21 protein-coding genes are annotated in these 18,366 nt (G+C 70.0%); 13 read left to right on the top strand and 8 right to left on the bottom strand.

Features of this window, described 5'->3' with window-relative positions; genetic code table 11:
- Window positions 1-3 precede the first annotated feature (3 nt).
- Complete coding sequence (locus tag GI374_RS11930) at window positions 4-453, bottom strand: thioesterase family protein (RefSeq protein ID WP_154337302.1); 450 nt, start codon at window positions 451-453, stop codon at window positions 4-6.
- Window positions 454-659: 206 nt separating this feature from the next.
- Window positions 660-1,097: a MaoC/PaaZ C-terminal domain-containing protein gene (locus tag GI374_RS11925; RefSeq protein WP_154337301.1), complete on the bottom strand. Its 438-nt coding sequence runs from the start codon at window positions 1,095-1,097 to the stop codon at window positions 660-662.
- Window positions 1,098-1,200: 103 nt separating this feature from the next.
- Between GI374_RS11925 and GI374_RS11920 the strand changes: the two genes are divergently transcribed.
- Complete coding sequence (locus GI374_RS11920; RefSeq protein WP_154337300.1) at window positions 1,201-1,935, top strand: SDR family oxidoreductase; 735 nt, start codon at window positions 1,201-1,203, stop codon at window positions 1,933-1,935.
- Here the strand turns inward: GI374_RS11920 and GI374_RS11915 are convergent.
- Window positions 1,932-2,957 carry an NADP-dependent oxidoreductase gene (locus tag GI374_RS11915; RefSeq protein WP_154337299.1) on the bottom strand — a complete coding sequence of 342 codons (1,026 nt, stop codon included), beginning with the start codon at window positions 2,955-2,957 and terminating at the stop codon, window positions 1,932-1,934. The genes GI374_RS11920 and GI374_RS11915 overlap by 4 nt on opposite strands.
- A gap of 123 nt (window positions 2,958-3,080) precedes the next feature.
- Between GI374_RS11915 and GI374_RS11910 the strand changes: the two genes are divergently transcribed.
- Window positions 3,081-4,721, top strand: a complete 1,641-nt coding sequence (locus tag GI374_RS11910) for a long-chain fatty acid--CoA ligase (protein WP_154337298.1) — start codon at window positions 3,081-3,083, stop codon at window positions 4,719-4,721.
- Between the two features lie 204 nt (window positions 4,722-4,925).
- Here GI374_RS11910 and GI374_RS11905 read toward each other — a convergent pair whose 3' ends face one another.
- Window positions 4,926-6,083 (bottom strand): iron-containing alcohol dehydrogenase, encoded by a 1,158-nt coding sequence (locus GI374_RS11905; protein ID WP_154337297.1) that lies wholly within the window; start codon window positions 6,081-6,083, stop codon window positions 4,926-4,928.
- A gap of 3 nt (window positions 6,084-6,086) precedes the next feature.
- Window positions 6,087-6,854, bottom strand: coding sequence for an SDR family oxidoreductase (locus tag GI374_RS11900; RefSeq protein WP_154337296.1), 768 nt, complete (start codon window positions 6,852-6,854; stop codon window positions 6,087-6,089).
- 139 nt (window positions 6,855-6,993) lie between these two features.
- Here GI374_RS11900 and GI374_RS11895 point away from each other — a divergent pair, with 139 nt between their 5' ends.
- Complete coding sequence (locus GI374_RS11895) at window positions 6,994-7,929, top strand: 3-keto-5-aminohexanoate cleavage protein (protein WP_154337295.1); 936 nt, start codon at window positions 6,994-6,996, stop codon at window positions 7,927-7,929.
- A 214-nt stretch (window positions 7,930-8,143) separates the two neighbouring features.
- On the opposite strand, the gene GI374_RS11890 is transcribed toward GI374_RS11895, so the two are convergent.
- Complete coding sequence (locus GI374_RS11890) at window positions 8,144-9,745, bottom strand: bifunctional UDP-sugar hydrolase/5'-nucleotidase (protein ID WP_154337294.1); 1,602 nt, start codon at window positions 9,743-9,745, stop codon at window positions 8,144-8,146.
- Window positions 9,746-9,884: 139 nt separating this feature from the next.
- Between GI374_RS11890 and GI374_RS11885 the strand changes: the two genes are divergently transcribed.
- From GI374_RS11885 to GI374_RS11840, 10 genes are all read left to right on the top strand, one after another.
- Window positions 9,885-10,229, top strand: coding sequence for a DUF952 domain-containing protein (locus GI374_RS11885; protein ID WP_154337293.1), 345 nt, complete (start codon window positions 9,885-9,887; stop codon window positions 10,227-10,229).
- Entirely contained in the window at window positions 10,226-11,287 is a 1,062-nt protein-coding gene (locus tag GI374_RS11880; protein WP_154337292.1) for a quinone-dependent dihydroorotate dehydrogenase, read from the top strand. Before GI374_RS11885 ends, GI374_RS11880 begins: the two co-directional genes overlap by 4 nt.
- Window positions 11,288-11,368: 81 nt before the next feature.
- Complete coding sequence (locus GI374_RS11875) at window positions 11,369-12,028, top strand: glutathione S-transferase family protein (protein WP_154337291.1); 660 nt, start codon at window positions 11,369-11,371, stop codon at window positions 12,026-12,028.
- 52 nt (window positions 12,029-12,080) lie between these two features.
- Complete coding sequence (locus GI374_RS11870) at window positions 12,081-12,326, top strand: hypothetical protein (RefSeq protein WP_154337290.1); 246 nt, start codon at window positions 12,081-12,083, stop codon at window positions 12,324-12,326.
- Between the two features lie 6 nt (window positions 12,327-12,332).
- The gene (locus GI374_RS11865) at window positions 12,333-12,710 is read left to right on the top strand and encodes a type II toxin-antitoxin system death-on-curing family toxin (RefSeq protein WP_154337289.1); all 378 of its coding nucleotides are present in this window, start codon (window positions 12,333-12,335) and stop codon (window positions 12,708-12,710) included.
- Window positions 12,711-12,784: 74 nt separating this feature from the next.
- Entirely contained in the window at window positions 12,785-14,746 is a 1,962-nt protein-coding gene (gene parE, locus GI374_RS11860; protein ID WP_154337288.1) for a DNA topoisomerase IV subunit B, read from the top strand.
- Window positions 14,747-14,784: 38 nt separating this feature from the next.
- The gene (locus GI374_RS11855; protein ID WP_154337287.1) at window positions 14,785-15,057 is read left to right on the top strand and encodes a BrnT family toxin; all 273 of its coding nucleotides are present in this window, start codon (window positions 14,785-14,787) and stop codon (window positions 15,055-15,057) included.
- Entirely contained in the window at window positions 15,033-15,296 is a 264-nt protein-coding gene (locus GI374_RS11850) for a BrnA antitoxin family protein (RefSeq protein ID WP_370515313.1), read from the top strand. Before GI374_RS11855 ends, GI374_RS11850 begins: the two co-directional genes overlap by 25 nt.
- Complete coding sequence (locus GI374_RS11845) at window positions 15,293-16,000, top strand: gamma-glutamylcyclotransferase (RefSeq protein WP_370515312.1); 708 nt, start codon at window positions 15,293-15,295, stop codon at window positions 15,998-16,000. Before GI374_RS11850 ends, GI374_RS11845 begins: the two co-directional genes overlap by 4 nt.
- A 57-nt stretch (window positions 16,001-16,057) precedes the next feature.
- Window positions 16,058-16,324, top strand: coding sequence for a hypothetical protein (locus GI374_RS11840; RefSeq protein WP_154337286.1), 267 nt, complete (start codon window positions 16,058-16,060; stop codon window positions 16,322-16,324).
- Here GI374_RS11840 and GI374_RS11835 read toward each other — a convergent pair.
- Together GI374_RS11835 and GI374_RS11830 are read right to left on the bottom strand one after the other, a co-directional pair.
- Complete coding sequence (locus GI374_RS11835) at window positions 16,314-16,976, bottom strand: ABC transporter ATP-binding protein (protein ID WP_154337285.1); 663 nt, start codon at window positions 16,974-16,976, stop codon at window positions 16,314-16,316. The two genes, GI374_RS11840 and GI374_RS11835, sit on opposite strands and share 11 nt — an antisense overlap.
- Window positions 16,969-18,279 carry a lipoprotein-releasing ABC transporter permease subunit gene (locus tag GI374_RS11830; RefSeq protein ID WP_154337284.1) on the bottom strand — a complete coding sequence of 437 codons (1,311 nt, stop codon included), beginning with the start codon at window positions 18,277-18,279 and terminating at the stop codon, window positions 16,969-16,971. Before GI374_RS11830 ends, GI374_RS11835 begins: the two co-directional genes overlap by 8 nt.
- Window positions 18,280-18,366 lie beyond the last annotated feature (87 nt).

Raw genomic sequence — 18,366 nt, 5'->3', positions numbered from 1 at the left:
GCCTCAGCGCAGGATGGTGGCGTAGACCGCCCGCTGCGCCTCGGGGATCGGGCGCGGGCGGTGGTCGTCGTCGTCCACCCGGACCATGCTGAAGAAGCCCTGCGCCGCGGCGGTGTCCTCGCCCTCGCGGAACAGCGCCATTTCGAAGCGGACCGAGCTCGACCCGAGACGCCCGAGCCGCAGCCCGACCTCGACCTCGCCCGGATAGCGGATCTCGGCGAAGAAGACGCAGCCGTTCTCGACCACGACGTTGGTCGGGCGCCCGTTCGCCCCGATGAGCCCGTTGCGCGAGAGCCAGGCGGTCATGGCGCAGTCGAAGAGCTCGTAATAGGTGGCGTTGTAGAGGTGGCCGTAGATGTCGTTGTCGTTCCAGCGGAGCTGGATGCGCTCGAAAGCCTTGTAGGCGGCGCGGCGCTCGGGCGCGGGGCGGGCGGAAGGCTTGGCGTCGGTCATCGGCAACTCGCGGGAAGATCGGCCCGGCAATCCTCGCGGACGCCGCCGCCGGGATCAACCGGCAGGTCTTCTTCTGTCTGAAAATATCCCGCGGGGGTGCGGGGGCGCGAAGCCCCCGCCGGCTGCAGGTGACGAGGCGCTTCGCCCGTGAATTCAGCAGGATCGCCTCGGGCCGGACCAGCGCGAGGCGCGTCATGGCGCGCCATTCAGGCCTCGAGCCAGATGCGATGCAGCCAGGTGGCGGTCAGGATCGGCGGCTCCGGCGCGGCGGCATCCTCGAGGCGGACCTGCCAGCGGAGGCTGACCTGACCCGGCGCGACGGCGGTCTGGCCGTCCGGCGTGAACACCGCGCGGACCGTGGCGCCCGCCGGGCACGGCCGCACGAAGCGAATGCGGTCGAAGCCCGCGTTGACCGAAACGCGCTGTCCGGGCAGCCCGGGCAGCGCCTCGTAGGAGAGCGCGGAGAGCAGCGACAGCAGCAGGAAGCCATGCGCGACGGTGCCGCCGAAGGGGGTCGCGGCCGCGCGGACCGGGTCGGTATGGATGAACTGGTCGTCGCCGGTCAGCACCGCGAAGGCGTCGATCATCTCCTGCGAGATCAGGCGGGTGCCGCTGACATAGGTGGGGGTGTCCTGCTCCGTCATCCGCGCGCTCCCGTGTTGCAGATCGGGGTTATGGCCGGGGTGCTTCGTTGACAACCCGTCGCGCGCCGCGCTTCCTGCGGCCGATGCGCCGGGAGGACACAACATGCCGAAAACCGCACTCGTGACCGGCGGCGGCGCCGGGATCGGCCGCACCATCGCCGAGGCGCTGCTGGCGCGCGGGCATTCGGTCGTGGCCGCCGACCTGCGCTTCCCGGACGGCGTGCCCGAGGGGGCGCGGGCGCTCGTGGCGGATGTCTCAACCGATGCGGGCGTGCGGGCGATGATCGACGATGTCGAGGCGCGCGAGGGGCCGGTCGATGTCTTCGTCGGCAACGCCGGCCTCGGCTTCGCGATGGATGCGGCGTCGCCGGACGAGGACTGGGCGCGGATGATGGACGTGAACCTCATGGCCCATGTCCGCGCGGCGCGGCGGCTGCTGCCGGACCTCGCGCATCGCGGCGGCAGCTTCGTCGTCACCGCCTCGGCGGCCGGGCTGCTGAACGAGGTCGGCTCGATCGGCTACGGGGTCAGCAAGCACGCGGCGGTGGGGTTTGCCGAGTGGCTGGCGTTCCACCACGCCGCCGACGGCCTCAAGGTCCACTGCCTCTGCCCCGAGGGGGTGCTGACCTCGATGATCGGCTTCGCCCCCTACCTGCGCGAGCGCGCGGTGACGCCCGAGGCGGTCGCCGCGGCGCTGATGGCGGCAATGGACGCGGGCCGCTTCATGGTCACGACGCATGAGAGCACGCTGAAGGGCCTCGCCGTGAAGGCCGCGGATTACGACAAGTTCATCCGGTTCATGGCGCGGGAGACGGAGAAGCGGCGGGACGAAGCCTAACCGAACGGATCGGGCGCGAGGCGGACGATCTGCTTGCCGAGATTGCCGCCCTTCAGCATCGAGATGAAGGTCTGCGGCATCGCCTCCAGCCCCTCGGCCACGTCCTCGACATAGGCGAGGCGGCCCTCCTCGACCATCGGCGCGACCTCGGCCATGAAATCGGGGAAGTGCTGCCAGTGGTCGAAGATGATGAAGCCGGTGATCGAGAGCCGGTTGACGAGGATCTGCCGCCACAGCTTCGGCAGCCGGTCGGGGCCGCTGGTGTCCGCGCCGCCATACCAGGCGATCGTGCCGCAAAGCGGGATGCGGCCGTGGGTGTTCATCAGCGGCAGCACCGCCTCCAGCACCATGCCGCCGACATTCTCGAAATAGATGTCCACGCCATCCGGGCAGGCAGCGGCGAGTTCCTCGCGCAGGCTGCGGGCGTCAGTGTGGGCCTTGTGGTCGATCATGGCGTCGAAGCCGAAGACGTCGCGGCCCATGGCGCATTTCTCGCGCCCCCCGGCGATCCCGACGGCGCGCAGCCCCTTGGCCTTGGCGATCTGCCCGACCATCGAGCCGACCGGGCCCGTCGCGGCCGCGACCACCACCGTCTCGCCCGCCTTCGCGGCGCCCGGAATCGTCAGGCCATACCAGCCGGTGAAGCCGGGCATCCCGAGGACGCCGAGCGCGGTGCTGGCCGGCAATCCCTCGCGCAGCTTCCGCAACTCCTTCCCCCGCAGCACCGCATGATCGGCCCAGCCGGTCATGCCGAACACCACGTCGCCGGGCGCGAAGCCCTCGGCCCGGCTCTCGACCACGGTGCCGACGCCGCCGCCGGTCATCACCTCGCCCAGCTCGACCTTCGGCGCATAGGACTTCGCGTCGTCCATCCGCCCGCGCATGTAGGGGTCGAGCGAGAGCGAGGTCACGCGGACCAGCACCTCGCCCTCGCCGGGCTGCGGCAGCGGCAGGGTCTCGAGGCGGAAGCTCTCGGGCGTGGGGGCGCCCTGAGGCCGGCGGGCGAGGACGATGCGGTGCATCTCGGTGGCGGTGGTGGACAGGGCGGCCTCCCTGCGGGGCGTGCCCCCGCGTCGGTTGCAAATGGGTTCGCGGCAGTGTGGAATGCCGGACCAGGGATGGCAAGCAGCCGGGGAGTGCGACGAATGAAGGGCCTCATGATGGACCGGCCGCTGCTGGTCAGCGACATCATCGACTACGCGGCCGAGGCCCATGCGGACGGCCAGATCATCTCGATGCGCTGCGAAGGCGACCGCCACGAGCAGACCTATTCGCAGGCCCGCGACCGGATCGTGCAGCTCTCACTCGCCCTCGAGGCGATGGGGATCGAGATGGGGGACCGGGTGGCGACGCTGGCCTGGAACGGCTACCGCCATTTCGAGCTCTACTACGCCATCCAGGGCATCGGCGCCGTCTGCCACACGATCAACCCGCGCCTCTCAGCCGAGCAGCTGACCTATATCGTCGGCCATGCCGAGGACCGGGTGCTGTTCACCGACCTGACCTTCGTGCCGCTGCTGGAACAACTGAAGGACCAGCTGCCGAAGCTCACCTACGTCATCATGACAGACCGGGCGCACATGCCGCAAAACAGCCTTGATGCGCTCTGCTACGAGGAGCTGCTGGAGGGCCGCCCGACCGATCGCGACTGGCCGAGCTTCGACGAGAACACAGCTGCCGGGCTCTGCTACACCTCCGGCACCACCGGCGATCCGAAGGGCACGCTCTACACGCATCGCTCCAACGTGCTGCACGCCATGATCGTGGCCCTCGTCACCTCCGAGGCGATGAACGAGCAGACGCGGGTCATGCCGGTCGTGCCGCTCTTCCACGTCAACGCCTGGGGGCTACCCTACACCGCGCCGCTGGTCGGGGCCGAGCTGGTCTTTCCGGGGCCGCGGCTGGACGGCGCGAGCCTGTGGGAGGTGATGGAGGCGGAGGCCGTGACCTCGGCCTGGGGCGTGCCGACGATCTGGATGGGGCTGCTGAACGAGATCAAGAAGCGCGGCCGCAAGCCCGAGGCGCTGGCCCATATGGTCGTCGGCGGCTCGGCCGCGTCGCGCTCGCTGATCGAGCAGTTCGAGAAGCTCGGGGTGGAGGTCAACCACGCCTGGGGCATGACCGAGATGAGCCCGATCGGCACCATCGGCACCCTGCCCCGCAAGGCCCGCGCGGCGAGCTTCGACGAGCGCATGGCGCTGAAGGTCTCGCAGGGGCGGCGGGTGCCCTTCGTCGCGATGAAGATCGTGGACGAGGCCGGGCGGCGCCTGCCCCATGACGGCCAGTCGCAGGGCGAGCTTGCGGTGCGCGCGCCCACGGTGATGGGCGGCTATTTCAACAACCCCGAGGCCTCGCGGAAGGCGATGGACGCCGAGGGCTGGTTCGTCACCGGCGACATCGCCACGATCTCGCCGGACGGCTTCCTGCAACTGCGCGACCGGACCAAGGACCTGATCAAGTCGGGCGGCGAGTGGATCAGCTCGATCGACCTCGAGAACGCGGCCGAGGCGCATCCGAAGATCGCCCAATGCGCCGCCATCGCCGTGCCGCACCCCCGCTGGGACGAGCGGCCGGTGCTGATCGTGGTGCCGAAGGACCCGGGCGATCCGCCGACGCTGGAGGAGGTGAATGCGCTGCTGGGCGGCAGCTTCGCCCGCTGGCAGCTGCCCGACGACATCATCCTGGTCGAGAGCCTGCCGATGACGGCGACGGGGAAGATCTCCAAGCTGACGCTGCGAAGTCTGATGCAGGGGTATGTGCTGCCGGAGTTGCGCGAGGCGGGGTGAGGAGATGCGTCCTCGGGGCGCACTCCGACACTTGCCCGTGGCTGGCCTAGCGCAACAGAGGGCAGCGTCCGCCCTGGTGGACGCGAAGCGTCCGCCGGGGGCAGGGTGGACGCTGACCGATCCGCGGGGTGGATCGGTCGGCCTATGGCTGGCGGTGCGCGCAAATGGGCACAGGGTCCCATTTGCGGACGCGGGGCGTCGCCCCTACCAGGCCGCGCGGTAGATCGACAAGGCATCCGCCTCCGTCACCGGTCGGGGATTGTTCACCAGCAGCCGCGTCTGGTTCATCGCATCCGACGCCAGCCGAGGCAGCACCTCCTCCGGGATCTCCATCGACCGTAAATCCGGCGGCAGCCCGCAGTGGCGGGCAAGCTCCGCCAGTCGGTCGCAGAACGCCGCCGCCCGCTCCTGCCCCTCCAGCTGCGCCAGCTCCGGGAACGCGAACGGCGCCAGTTCCGCATAGCGCTGCGGCGCGGTCACGATGTTGAAGCGCAGCACATGCGGCAGCACGAGCGCGTTCGAGAGGCCGTGCGGGATATGGAAATGCCCACCCAAGGGGTAGGCCAGCGCATGGACCGCCGCCACCGGCGAGTTCGCGAAGGCCTGCCCCGCCAGCATCGAGCCGAGCAGCATGTCCCCGCGCGCCTCCGCATCGCTGCCGTCGCGCACGGCACGCAAGAGCGAGCGGCCGATCAGCGTCAGCGCCTGGGTCGCCAGCACGCGCGAGACCGGGTTGTTGTTGGGGCTGGCCGAGGCATAGGCCTCGATCGCATGGACCATCGCATCCACACCCGTCGCCGCGGTTATATGCGGCGGCAGGCCGTAGGTCAGCTCCGGGTCGAGCAGCGCCACGTCGGGCAGCAGGACGGGCGAGACCACGCCCATCTTCTCGCTGCTGGCGGTGGTCACGATGGAAATCGGCGTGACCTCCGAGCCGGTCCCCGCGGTGGTCGGCACGAGGATCAGCGGCAGGCGCGGACCCTTCGCCTTGCCGACGCCATAGACCTCGGCCAGCGTCTCGGACCCGCCCGCGAGCAGTGCCACCAGCTTCGCCACGTCGAGCGACGAGCCGCCGCCGAGGCCGATGATCCCCGCGGCGCCCGCCTCCCGCGCGGCCTCGGTCGCGGCCAGCACCACGCTCTCGGGCGGGTCGGCCGCGACCTCGGCATAGCGCGTGACCTCGACGCCAGCCTCGCGCAGTGCGGCCTCGGCCCGTTCGACGATGCCGGTGGCGACCATGCCGGGGTCGGTGACGAGCAGCACCCGCTCGGCCCCCTGCGCGCGCGCGATCCCGCCCAGGCCCGAGAGCGCCCCGGGGCCGTAATGGATGGACTTCGGGCTGTTGAAGCTGAAGCTGGCCATCGCTCAGCCCAGCATCTCGACGCCACCGCAGACAGAGACCGCCTGCCCCGAGATGGTCCGCCCGCGCTCGCTCGCCAGAAAGAGGATCTGGTCCGCGATCTGCTCGGCCGTGACGTAGTCGCGCAGCGCGACCTTGGAGAGCGCCTCGGCCTCGATCTCGGCAAAGCTCTGCCCGCGCAGCTGCGCCCGCGCCTCCAGCACCCGCCGCACCCGGTCGCCCGCGACCACGCCCGGCAGCACCGCGTTCACGCGGATGCTGTCGGGGCCGAGTTCGAGCGCGAGCGACTTCGTCAGCCCGATCACTCCCCATTTCGCCGCCGAATAGGGCGTGCGGTTGGCGAAGCCGAGGCGGCCCGCGACCGAGGACAGGTTGATGATCGAGGCATTGCCGCTCTCGCGCAGCGCCGCCACCGCGACCTTGGTGCCGACGAATTGCGAGGTCAGGCCGATGTCGATGGTGGCGTGCCACTGGTCAAGGCCGATGTCCTCGATCTTCGCGGTCGGCCCGGCGATGCCGGCGTTGTTCACGAGGCAGTCGAGCCCGCCCAGATGGGTGATGGAGTCGGTGATGAAGCCTTCGAGCGCCGCGGCGTCGGCCACGTCCACGCGGCGATGGAAGACGCCCTCGGGCAGGCTCGCCAGCCCCTCCTCGTCGATGTCGCAGGTGGCGACGCGGGCGCCCTCGGCCAGGAAGGCGTCGATGATGGCGCGGCCGATGCCGGCGGCGCCGGCCGTGACGATGACTCGGGCGCCGAGAAGGGCGAGGTCCATGGGCAGGCTCCGTGACTGTGCCGGGCGACTGTGATCGCGCCCGGCGGAAGGCGCAAGCGTCCGGCCCCTTGCGCCGGCCGCGCGGGACCGCGATCGTGGCCGCGAACCGGAAGCCTGAGACCAGAAGGACCGACACGACATGGCCAGACCGCCCCGCAAGACGATCATCACCTGCGCCGTCACCGGCTCGATCCACACGCCCTCGATGTCGCCGCACCTGCCGGTCACGGCCTCCGAGATCGCCGACGCCGCGCTCGGCGCCGCCGAGGCGGGCGCGGCCATCGTCCATCTGCACGCCCGCAACCCCGAGGACGGCCGCCCCGACCAGTCGCCCGAGGCGTTCCTGCCGTTCCTGCAGGTCATCAAGCAGCGCTCGGACGTGGTCGTGAACATCACCACCGGCGGCGCGCCGACCATGACCATCGAGGAGCGGATGCAGCCCGCGGCGGTCTACCGCCCCGAGGTCGCCTCGCTCAACATGGGATCGATGAACTTCTCCTTCGCGCCGATGCTGGAGCGCTTCGAGGGCAAGCTGAAGCACCAATGGGAGCGCGATTACCTCGGCAACAAGGACATCATCTTCCGCAATACCTTCGGCGATATCGAGAAGCTGCTGACGACGCTGGGCGCGAACGGCACCCGCTTCGAGTTCGAGTGCTACGACACAGCGCATCTCTACAACCTGAAGTATTTCCATGACCGGGGCCTGGTGAAGGGACCACTGTTCATCCAGACGGTGTTCGGCCTGATGGGCGGCATCGGGACGCATCCCGACGACGTGATGCACATGAAGCGCACCGCCGACCGCCTGTTCGGGGACAACTACCGCTGGTCGGTCCTGGGCGCCGGCCGGTCGCAGATGCCGGTCGCCGCGATGGCCGCAGCGATGGGCGGGCATGTGCGGGTCGGCATGGAGGATTCGCTGTGGGCGGGGCCGGGGAAGCTCGCCGAGTCGAGCGCCGAGCAGGTGCGGCTGGTCCGCAAGATCCTCGAGGGGCTGGGGCTGGAGATCGCCACGCCCGATGAGGCGCGGGAGATCCTCACGCTGAAGGGAACGGACGATCTCGGCTTTTGATCGCTGACGGTTCGGCGCGAGGGATTGGGGCGAGTGACCCAATCCCGCTTGGAACGGAGACGTCAGCGTAACAGAGAGGGTCCGCGCCCGCACGAAGGTGGGCGCAAACGCGCCCGCCTGTGGGGCGGGCGGGCGCGGATCCGTCCGCTTTGGCGGACGGGCGGGACGTAGCGGCATGGTCAATCATCCGTAAGGGGGCGGGAGCCCGCCCCCCTCACCTCACCGTAATCCGCCCGTCGAGCGACGGCGCGAACCCCGGCCCTTGCGCCGCCAGATGCTCGGCCAGCACATCCGCGAGGTCCGGGCCGAAGTCGTAGGCGTTCATCCCCTCGGTCTCGAACATGTCGTAGCCGTCGCCGCCGGTGCGGACGTAGTTGTTCGTCACCACGCCATAGGTCGCCTCGGGGTCGATCGGCACCCACTCGCCGCCCTCGCCCAGAACCTGCACCTCGCTGATCCGGCTGCCCGCGGGCGCGGCCGGGTCCACTGTATACCGCAGCCCCGCCACTTGCGCGAAGCGGCCCGCCTGCTCCTCGTACTGGCTCGCCCCGTTCTCGAGCGCCGCAAGGATGGTCGCGCCCTTGGCCTCGAAGGTCGCCAGCGTGTTCTGGAACGGCAGCACGTCATAAACCTCGCCCATCGTGACCGGCCCCGCGTCGATCGAAGCGCGCAACCCGCCGCCGTTCTGGATGGCGATGGTGACGCCCTGTCCCTTCACCCGCTCGAGCATGGCATCGGCCACGACATTCCCCATCTCGCATTCCCGCGCGCGGCAGGTCTCGCGGCTGCCGTCGATCGGCGCGGCGGTCTCGGCCACCTGCCGCTGGCGCAGTTCCTCGATCGGGGCCGCCATCTCCGCCACCCGCGCCGCGATCTCCGGGTCGGGCGTGACCGAGGCGTCGAGCAGCACGGGCTCGCCCTCGGCCGCGATCAGGTTGCCCGCGTCGTCGAAGGTCAGGATCAGGTGGCCGAGATATTTCCCGTAGGCATAGGCGGTCGCCACCGGCACCTCCTTGCCGTCCGGCCCCGCGACCATGGTCGGATAGGGACCGGCCGCGCCCTCCATCGGGCCGACCAGCGTGTGGCTGTGGCCGCCGATCACCGCGTCGAGGCCGGGCACCTGCGCCGCGAAGGCCTGATCGCGGAGGTAGCCGGAATGCGTCAGCGCGATGATCTTGTTCACGCCCTCGTCCGTCAGCGCCTGCACGTCGCCCTTCAGGCTCTCCATGTCGTCGTGGAAGATCACCTGGGGCCCCGGCGCGGCGGTCTCGGGCGTGTCCATCGCGAGGGCCGAGACGAGGCCGATCTTCTCGCCGCCCACGTCTAGCGTCACCGTATCCTCGAGCTTGCCGTTCAGCAGGTTCGACTGCGAGACGTCGAGATTGCCCGACATGACCGGGAACTGCGCCCCGTTAAGCAGCGTGACCGTGCCCTCCGGCCCGTCGTCGAACTCGTGATTGCCGAGCGACATGGCGTCGAAGCCGATCGCGTTCATGAACTCGACCACCTCCTCGCCCTTGTAGGTCATGTAGAAGAGGCTGCCCTGATACTGGTCGCCCGCGTCCAGCAGGATGACGTTGGCGCCCTCGGCCTCCAGCCCGTCGCGCAGCTCGGCCACCTTCGCGGCGAGGCGGGCAATGCCGCCGAAGCACTCGCCCTTGGCCTCGGTCTCGGCGTCGCAGGTCGAATCGAAGGCGTTGATCGACTCGATGCGGCTGTGGAAATCGTTGATGTGCAGGACATGGAGCACGTAGTCGGCCTGCGCGGCGCCGGCCATGAGGCCGAGCGCGGCAGTCGTGGCGAGAAGGCGAAGCATCGGGGGCGGTCCTTTCGCAGGGGTTCGGAACATCGGCATGAGGCCGCAGGGCGGCGGCGCCGGTCAAGTGTTTGCCGCGGTCCCGTGACGCGGGCGTGACGGCTTGACCGGGGCGGCGGAGGGCCGCAGAAGCGTGCCCATGCTGATCTACAAGATTTTCCGCCCGGCAGAATTTGCCGAATTGATCGCGCGGGGCGAGAGCGCGGGCGCCCCGGTGGACCGGGCCGACGGATTCGTCCACTTCTCGACCGGGGAACAGGTCCGCGAGACCGCGGCGCGGCATTTTTCCGGCGAGGACGGGCTGTGGCTGCTGGCCTGCGACGGCGCGGGTCTCGGCCCGGCGCTGCGCTGGGAGGTCTCGCGCGGAGGCGCGGCGTTCCCGCATCTCTACCGGGTGCTCCGCGCCGCGGATGTCGTCTGGGCGCGGCCCCTGCCCCTCGGCACCGGCGGCCACCGCTTCGGCGAGGACGTGGGGGCCGGATGAGCCTCATCGAACGCGTCGGAATCAAGGCGCTCCACCGCCTCGATCCTGAGCGGGCGCATGACTTGTCCTTGTCGCTGCTGGCCCGAGGTCTGGTGCCGCTGAGGGGCGGGCCGGTCACGTCCGACCGCCTCCGCACCACCGTCGTCGGTCTCGATCTGCCGAACCCGGTCGGCCTCGCCGCCGGCTACGACAAGAACGCCCGCGTCATCGGCCCCCTCACCCGAGCGGGCTTCGGCTTCATCGAGGCGGGGGCGGCGACACCCCGCGCGCAGCCCGGCAACCCGAAACCGCGCCTCTTCCGGCTGGCGGAGGAGGAGGCGGTCATCAACCGCTTCGGCTTCAACAACGAGGGGGCGGAGGCCATTGCGGCACGGCTGGCCGCGCGCGCGCCCTCGCCGGTGCCGGTCGGCCTCAACATCGGCGCGAACAGGGACAGCGAGGACCGTGCCGCCGATTTCGCCTCCGTGGTCGCCACGACGGGCTTGGCGGCGGATTTCCTGACCGTCAACGTCAGCTCGCCCAACACCGAGCGCCTGCGGGAGCTTCAGGGGGCTGCCGCGCTCGAGTCGCTGCTGTCCGGCGTGCTGGCTGCCCGCGATGCGCTGCCGGTGCGGCGGCCGGTATTCCTCAAGATCGGCCCGGACCTCGACGCGCCCGCCCTGAGCGATCTGGCGGCGGTGGCGCTGAACCTGCGCCTCGACGCGCTCATCGCCACGAACAGCACGACCGCGCGGGAAGGTCTCCCCGCCCGCTGGCAGGCCGAAGCCGGTGGCCTGTCGGGGCGTCCCCTGTTCGAGCGTGCGACGGCAACGCTCGCGGCGCTCCACCGCCTCACCGGCGGCCGCATCGCCCTGATCGGGACCGGCGGCATCGCCTCGGCCGATGACGCCTGGGCCAAGCTCGCCGCAGGCGCAAGCGCCGTGCAGGTCTACACCGCCCTCGTCTTCCAGGGCCTCTCCTTCGCCCCACGGCTGGCCGAGGCCCTCGACGCCCGCCTCGCCCGCGAGGGTTATGGCAGCGTCGCCGAACTCGCGGCCGACGCACCCGCGGCGGCCTGACGCGTCACGGGATCGTGGCCCCCCTTCCCCCGGCCCCGCGCCGCGCCTAGCCTGCGGCCTGAACCCGAGACCGGAGCCCCCATGCTGAAGATCCACGGCGTTACCCGCTCGCGCGCCTCGCGCATCATCTGGCTCTGCCACGAGCTTGACCTGCCTTTCGAGCAGGTGCCGGTGGTCCAGTCCTACCGCCTCGCCGACCCGCTGGACGAGGGCGCGCCGCTCAATACCCTGTCGCCTGGCTTCCTGCGCCTCTCGCCCGCGGGCGCCGTGCCGGTGATGGAGGATGACGGGTTGGTCCTCTCCGAATCGATGGCCTGCACGCTGCATCTGGCCCGCAAGGCCGGCCCGCCACTCGGCCCCGCGGATGCGGCGGAACTGGCCCTGATGGAGCAGTGGAGCTTCTACGCCGCGACCGCGATCGAGCCGGATGCGCTGACGATCCTGTTCCTGCACGGCCGCGGCCAGGCACAATCCGGTGAGGATGCGGGCCTCGTGGCCGAGGCCGGCGAGCGGCTGGTCCGGCCGATGCGCGTCCTCGACGAGCACCTCGGCCGCCACGGCCACCTCGTCAGCGACCGCTTTACCGTCGCCGACCTGAACGTGGCCGAGGTGGTGCGCTACGCCCAAGGCTATGGCGCGTTGATGGGCCAGTTTCCGGCGGTGGAGGAATGGCTCGCCGCCGCGCAGGCCCGGCCGGCGTTCCAGAAGATGTGGCAGGCGCGGCTGGCCGAGCCCGAGTAGCCATTGAAACGCGCATTAGAATAGACGATATCCAGCGCAGGGAGGATGCGTGATGACCCGCCTGCTGACGAACCAGATCTGCACCATGACCGAACTACGCGAGCCGCAGAAGGTCCTCGACCGCGCCGGCGGCAAGCCGGTGGCGGTGCTGAAGAACTCGGCGGTGGTGGCCTATCTCGTGCCGGAGGAGGCGACGGCGCCGCAGCATCGCTATGCCACGCGCGAGGAGATCATGGCTTCGCTGGAACGCACCCGCGAGCGCGCCCAGCCGGTGCTGGATTACCTCCGGGACAAGTGACGCCGGATGAACTGGCTTCTGCCGACCACCGACATGGTGGAACTAATCCATGATGCCGTGCTGAACCCCGGTGAACTAACCGGACGCGCGCGCGACAAGTCGCTCGACGGTGCCTTGGCGCGCGTCGAGAACCGACTGAGTTACGGGCTGGTGGGCGATGTCTATGACCTCGCCGCTGCCTACGCGATGGCTATTGCCCAAGGGCACTGCTTCAATGACGGCAACAAGCGGACTGCGTTCCGCGTGATGCAGACCGTCCTCGACACCAACGGTGCGCGCGAGCCGGCCGTCTCCGAGGAGGTGATGGGCCAGAAGGTCATCGCCCTCGCGCAGGGCCTGATCGACGACGGCGCGCTCGCCGACTGGCTGCGCGACCACGCCTGAGGGCGGATCGCGCGTTTGCCTTGGAACGCCCGAGCGCGCATAACCCTCGCCACAACGAAAACAACGGGCAGCCGATGAACGACCTTCTCTCCTCCGCCGAGGCGGCCAGCCACGCCTATTCCGCCGCCTCGATCGAGGTGCTGGAGGGGCTGGAGCCGGTCCGCAAGCGCCCCGGCATGTATATCGGCGGCACCGACGAGCGCGCGCTGCACCATCTGGTCGCGGAAATCCTCGACAACGCGATGGATGAGGCCGTCGCGGGGCACGCGAGCCGCATCGAGGTCGAGCTGCTCGCCGACGGCTCCGTCGCCGTGCGCGACAACGGCCGCGGCATCCCGATCGACCCGCATCCGAAGTTTCCGGGCCGCTCGGCGCTCGAGGTGATCCTCTGCACGCTGCATGCGGGCGGCAAGTTCTCGGGCGACGCCTACCAGACGTCCGGCGGCTTGCACGGCGTCGGCGCCTCCGTCGTCAACGCGCTCTCCGACAGCATGGTGGTCGAGGTCGCGCGGAACCGCGAACTCTGGCGCCAGGCCTTCAGCCGCGGCATTCCGCTCGGCCCGGTCGAGAAGGTCGGTCCTGCCCCGAACCGGCGCGGCACCACCGTCACCTTCCATCCCGACGAGGAAATCTTCGGCCACCACCGGCTGAAACCCGCGCGGATGATGAAAATGGTCAAGTCGAAGGCCTACCTGTTCTCCGGCGTGGAAATCCGCTGGCGGACCGAGATCGACGATGGCGAGACACCGGCCGAGGCGGTGTTCCACTTCCCCGGCGGCCTGGCCGACTACCTCGCCGAGCAGCTTCATGGCGTTTCGACCTATGCCGCCCAACCATTTGCGGGGTCAGTCGAGTTTGCCGAGAAGTTCGACCGTGCCGGAAAGGTGGACTGGGCGATCAACTGGACCCCTGCCCGCGACGGCTTCATCCAGTCCTACTGCAACACCGTGCCGACACCCGAGGGCGGCACCCATGAGGCGGGGTTCTGGTCGGCGATCCTCAAGGGCGTCCGCGCGCATGGCGAGTTGGTGAAGAACCGCAAGGCGGAGCAGATCACCCGCGACGACCTGCTGACCGGCGGCTGCGCCCTCGTCTCCTGCTTCATCCGCGAGCCGGAGTTCGTCGGCCAGACCAAGGACCGCCTCGCCACCGCCGAGGCCGCGCGGCTGGTCGAGGGCGCGGTGCGGGACCATTTCGACAACTGGCTGGCCTCCGATCCGAAGAGCGCCGGGGCGATCCTCGATTTTCTCGTGCTGCGGGCCGAGGAGCGGCTGCGGCGGCGGCAGGAGAAGGAGACGGCGCGCAAGACCGCCACCAAGAAGCTGCGCCTGCCCGGCAAGCTAGTGGATTGCAGCGCGACCAGCCGCGAGGGGACGGAGCTGTTCATCGTCGAGGGCGACTCGGCGGGCGGCAGCGCGAAGGCGGCGCGCGAGCGGGCGACGCAGGCGGTCATGCCGATCCGGGGCAAGATCCTGAACGTGCTGGGCGCGGCCTCCTCGAAGCTGGGGCAGAACCAGGAGATTGCCGACCTCTGCCAGGCGCTCGGCACCGGCATGGGGACGCGCTTCATCCTCGACGATCTGCGCTACGACAAGATCATCATCATGACCGACGCCGATGTGGACGGGGCCCATATCGCCTCGCTGCTGATGACCTTCTTCTTCACCCAGATGCGCCCGCTGATCGACCGCGGGCACCTCTATCTGGCCTGCCCCCCGCTCTACCGGCTGACCCAGGGGGCCGAGCGGGTCTACGTCCCCGACGACGCGGAGAAGGAGCGCTGGCTGGCGAAGGGCCTCGGCGGCAAGGGCAAGATCGACGTGCAGCGCTTCAAGGGTCTCGGCGAGATGGACGCCAAGGACCTGAAGGACACGACGATGAACCCGGCCACGCGCAAGCTGATCCGCGTCAGCATCGACGAGGACGAGAGCGGCGAGACCCGCGACGTGGTCGAGCGGCTGATGGGGCGGAAGCCCGAATTGCGGTTCCAGTTCATCAGCGAGAATGCGCGGTTCGTGGAGGAGCTGGATGTGTGAAGTCCGGCTTGACGGCAGGGCTTTACATGCATACTTAAATGCTTGAGTGGGATGAGGCCAAGCGCGCCGCGAACCTGATCAAGCATGGCGTGGATTTCGCGGCGGCTGAGCGGCTCGACTGGACGGCGGCGGTGGTCATCGAGGATGACCGCCACGACTATGGCGAGACGCGGCTGCGGGTGGCGGCACCTATCGACGGGCGGTGGCACATGGCGGTGGTGACGCCGCGTGATGGAAGGCTGAGGATCATCAGCCTCCGCAGGGCTAATGCGAAGGAGCGACGGTTGTGGGCAAGCGCGACGAGATCGTGATCGACGACCCGGAGAACCCGGAGTGGACGGCCAAGGACTTCGCCCGCGCCAAGCCCTCGCACGAAATCCCCGAACTCGCCGCCGTCCTGCGTCGCGGCCGCCCGCCGCTGCCGGAGGACGCGCGCAAGCAGCGGGTCACGATCTATCTCGACCGCGATCTGGTCGAGCGGCTCAAGCAGGACGGCAAGGGGTGGCAGACGCGTGCCAATGCGCTGCTGCGGAAGGCGGCGGGGCTGTGAAGGACTTTTCCCTCGCCCTCACCCCCGCCCATGTCGCTCGCGCCCACCGCGAGGTGGCGGCGCCGCCGCATGATCCCAGCTTCACGCTGCTGACGGACGACGACCTCGATGCCCTCGCCCACCGGCTGACCCACGGGCGTCCGCGCCCGGTCCCGATCTTCGCCTACGGCTCGCTGATCTGGAAACCGGGCTTCGAGGTCGGCGGCATCCGCCGCGCCCGCGCGATCGGCTGGCACCGCAGCTTCTGCATCGAGCTGAACCACTGGCGCGGCTCGCCTGATTGTCCCGGCCTGATGCTGGCGCTCGAGGCGGGGGGCAGTTGCGACGGCCTCATCATGGAGGTCGCACCTGGAACCGAGCGCGACTCGCTGCGCGCGATCCTCAAGCGCGAACTGGTGGCCGAGGAGCTGGTCGAGAACGCCTGCTGGATCGCCGTCGAGACCGACCGCGGCACCGAAGAGGCGCTGACCTTCTACGCCGGGCCGGTGGGGCAGACCCTCGTCTGCCCGCCGCTCGAGGAACAGGCGCGGCGGCTCGCCCATGCTTGCGGCCATGCCGGGTCGGGCGCTGAATATCTGCAGCGGACGGCAGCGGCACTGGCCGAGAACGGACTGGACGATCCCTATATCTGGCAGCTTCAGCGGCTGGTCGCTGATGAAATCGACAGCTGGCACACCAAAGGCGCCCCGATCGGCGACGTGTAACGGAACGCCGCCTCGATACGGGCGTTCTGGCTCGAGCCTCCGGGGGGAACGCCAGCCATGTCGAGCCAGACCACCACCGATCACGACACCATCCGCGAATGGGCCGAGGCCCGCGGCGGCGTTCCGACCATAGTCCGCGGCACCGAGGACGACGAGGGCGAGGGCATCCTGCGGATCGACTTCGCCGAGCGCGACGAGGCGCTCGAGGAAATCTCCTGGGAGGAGTTCTTTGAGACTTTCGAGGACCGCGGCCTCGCCTTCCTTTATCAGGACGAGACGAAAGACGGCGAGGAGAGCCGTTTCTTCAAGCTCGTCAGGCGCTGAGCCGCACCACGCGGTCCATCCGCGCCGCCAGTTCCATGTTGTGCGTGGCGATCAGCGCCGCGAGGCCGGTCTCGCGCACCACTTCCATCAGCACCCCGAACACCTGATCCGAGGTCGCGGGGTCGAGGTTGCCCGTCGGCTCGTCGGCCAGCATGAGCGCGGGCCCGTTGGCGAGCGCGCGGCAGAAGGCCACGCGCTGCTGCTCTCCGCCGGAGAGCGCGGCCGGGCGGTGGTCGGCCCGGTGGTCGAGGCCGACGCGGGCGAGCAGGGCGTCGGCGCGGGCGCGGGCCTCCGCCTGCGGGACCGAATCCGCGAGCTGCGGCAGGACCACGTTCTCGCGCGCCGTGAACTCGGGCAGCAGGTGGTGGAACTGGTAGACGAAGCCGATCTGCCGCCGCCGCGCCGTGGTCCGGGCACGGTCGGACTCGGTCGTCATGTCGCGGCCCGCCACGATGACGCGGCCCGCATCGGGGCTGTCCAGAAGCCCCGCGATGTGCAGCAGGGTGGATTTTCCGGCCCCGGACGGCGCGACCAGGGCCACGACCTCGCCCCGCCCGACCGTTAGATCAAGGCCCCGCAGCACCTCCACGACGGAGGGCAGGCCGCGGTTGTAGGTCTTGGCGATCCCTTGGAGGCGCAGCACCTCACTCATAGCGCAGCGCCTCCACCGGGTTCAGCCGCGCGGCGCGGCGGGCCGGGAACCATGTCACGATGAACGAGAGCGTCAGCGACAGGCCCACGGCGCGGGCCAGGTCCACGGCGCGCAGCTGCGCCGGAAGCTCGTAGATGCCGCGCACCGAAGCGTCCCATGCGCCGCCGCCCGAGAACCAGTTGATCGCGGCCATGATCGTACTGACGTTCAGCGACAGCAGCACCCCGAGGATCACCCCGGCCAGCGTGCCGATGACTCCGGTGAACGCTCCGCAGAGGAAGAACACCCGCAGCACCGACCCCTCGGTCAGGCCCATCGTCCGCAGGATGCCGATGTCGCGGGTCTTGTTCTTCACCAGCATGATCAGCCCCGAGGTGATGTTCATCGCGGCGATCAGGACCAGCACCGAGAGGATGACGAACATCACGTCGTCCTCGATATCGAGCGCCCGCAGGAACGCGCCGGAACTGTCCCGCCAGGTCCAGACCTGCGCCCCCTCCCCCGCCACCTCCAGCAGCGCCGGCGTCCAGCGGTCGATGCGCTCGGGATCGTCCACGAAGACCTCGATCTCGTCGGCGACGCCCTCGCGATTGAAGAAGCTCTGCGCCTCGGAGAGCGGCATGTAGGCGCGGGTGCGGTCGATGTCGTAGCGCCCGGCGGTGAAGACATAGGCGACCTGGTAGGCGTTCACGCGCGGCGTGGTGCCGAAGGGCGTCTGCGCCCCCTGGGGCGAGATCACGCGCAGCGTGTCGCCCGGCCCGACGCCCAACTCGCGCGCGAGACCGGAGCCGATGGCGATGCCCTGGCCGAAATCCTCGATCCGCCCGATGCCGGTCGCGGGATCGGCCACGCGCGGGATCGCGGCAAGCGCCTCGGGCGTCAGCCCGAACACCTCCGCCACCATCGAGCGGTCGCCCGACTGCATCATCACCTGCCCCTTCACCACGGGCGTGGCGCGGGTGACGCCGGGGATCGCCTCGATGCGCCCGGCGAGGGTGTCGTAGTCGGCGATCCGCCCCGGCACGACCACCCCCTCGGCGATCTGCCGCGGCTGCTGGTAGACCGTGACATGGGCGTTCGCGCCAAGGATCGTGTCGACGAACTCGGCCCGGAAGCCCGCGCGGACGGCCAGCGTGGCGATCAGCGCCATGACGCCGAGGGCGATGCCGATGAGGCTGATCCAGGTCATGACGCTGACCCCGCCCTCGGCGCGCCGCGCGCGCAGGTAGCGCCAGGCGATCATGAACTCGAAGGGCGCGAAGGGGCGCGGGGTGGCGCGCGGAGGCGACGGGTCGGTGGTCATGGGGCTCGCATCCGGGTCGGGCGAGCCGGGAAATGCGACCCCCCGGCGGGAAAGTCCAGCGACGGCCGCGTGATCGACCCGTTCCTT

Origin of the sequence: Paracoccus sp. S-4012, from assembly GCF_009674885.1 — a bacterium.
Classification (GTDB): domain Bacteria; phylum Pseudomonadota; class Alphaproteobacteria; order Rhodobacterales; family Rhodobacteraceae; genus Paracoccus.
This window is presented reverse-complemented; position numbering and strand designations above follow the sequence as displayed.

What these genes read in the sequence shown, in the direction of transcription:
- GI374_RS11905 (WP_154337297.1), bottom strand. Translation starts at nt 6,083, where the DNA reads ATGGCCAGCTTCAGCTTCAACAGCCCGAAGTCCATCCATTACGGCCCC.
- GI374_RS11865 (WP_154337289.1), top strand. Translation starts at nt 12,333, where the DNA reads ATGAACTGGCTTCTGCCGACCACCGACATGGTGGAACTAATCCATGAT.
- GI374_RS11895 (WP_154337295.1), top strand. Translation starts at nt 6,994, where the DNA reads ATGGCCAGACCGCCCCGCAAGACGATCATCACCTGCGCCGTCACCGGC.
- GI374_RS11925 (WP_154337301.1), bottom strand. Translation starts at nt 1,097, where the DNA reads ATGACGGAGCAGGACACCCCCACCTATGTCAGCGGCACCCGCCTGATC.
- GI374_RS11910 (WP_154337298.1), top strand. Translation starts at nt 3,081, where the DNA reads ATGAAGGGCCTCATGATGGACCGGCCGCTGCTGGTCAGCGACATCATC.
- parE (WP_154337288.1), top strand. Translation starts at nt 12,785, where the DNA reads ATGAACGACCTTCTCTCCTCCGCCGAGGCGGCCAGCCACGCCTATTCC.
- GI374_RS11835 (WP_154337285.1), bottom strand. Translation starts at nt 16,976, where the DNA reads ATGAGTGAGGTGCTGCGCCTCCAAGGGATCGCCAAGACCTACAACCGC.
- GI374_RS11930 (WP_154337302.1), bottom strand. Translation starts at nt 453, where the DNA reads ATGACCGACGCCAAGCCTTCCGCCCGCCCCGCGCCCGAGCGCCGCGCC.
- GI374_RS11880 (WP_154337292.1), top strand. Translation starts at nt 10,226, where the DNA reads ATGAGCCTCATCGAACGCGTCGGAATCAAGGCGCTCCACCGCCTCGAT.
- GI374_RS11915 (WP_154337299.1), bottom strand. Translation starts at nt 2,957, where the DNA reads ATGCACCGCATCGTCCTCGCCCGCCGGCCTCAGGGCGCCCCCACGCCC.
- GI374_RS11920 (WP_154337300.1), top strand. Translation starts at nt 1,201, where the DNA reads ATGCCGAAAACCGCACTCGTGACCGGCGGCGGCGCCGGGATCGGCCGC.
- GI374_RS11840 (WP_154337286.1), top strand. Translation starts at nt 16,058, where the DNA reads ATGTCGAGCCAGACCACCACCGATCACGACACCATCCGCGAATGGGCC.
- GI374_RS11855 (WP_154337287.1), top strand. Translation starts at nt 14,785, where the DNA reads ATGCTTGAGTGGGATGAGGCCAAGCGCGCCGCGAACCTGATCAAGCAT.
- GI374_RS11875 (WP_154337291.1), top strand. Translation starts at nt 11,369, where the DNA reads ATGCTGAAGATCCACGGCGTTACCCGCTCGCGCGCCTCGCGCATCATC.
- GI374_RS11890 (WP_154337294.1), bottom strand. Translation starts at nt 9,745, where the DNA reads ATGCTTCGCCTTCTCGCCACGACTGCCGCGCTCGGCCTCATGGCCGGC.
- GI374_RS11870 (WP_154337290.1), top strand. Translation starts at nt 12,081, where the DNA reads ATGACCCGCCTGCTGACGAACCAGATCTGCACCATGACCGAACTACGC.
- GI374_RS11830 (WP_154337284.1), bottom strand. Translation starts at nt 18,279, where the DNA reads ATGACCACCGACCCGTCGCCTCCGCGCGCCACCCCGCGCCCCTTCGCG.
- GI374_RS11900 (WP_154337296.1), bottom strand. Translation starts at nt 6,854, where the DNA reads ATGGACCTCGCCCTTCTCGGCGCCCGAGTCATCGTCACGGCCGGCGCC.
- GI374_RS11885 (WP_154337293.1), top strand. Translation starts at nt 9,885, where the DNA reads ATGCTGATCTACAAGATTTTCCGCCCGGCAGAATTTGCCGAATTGATC.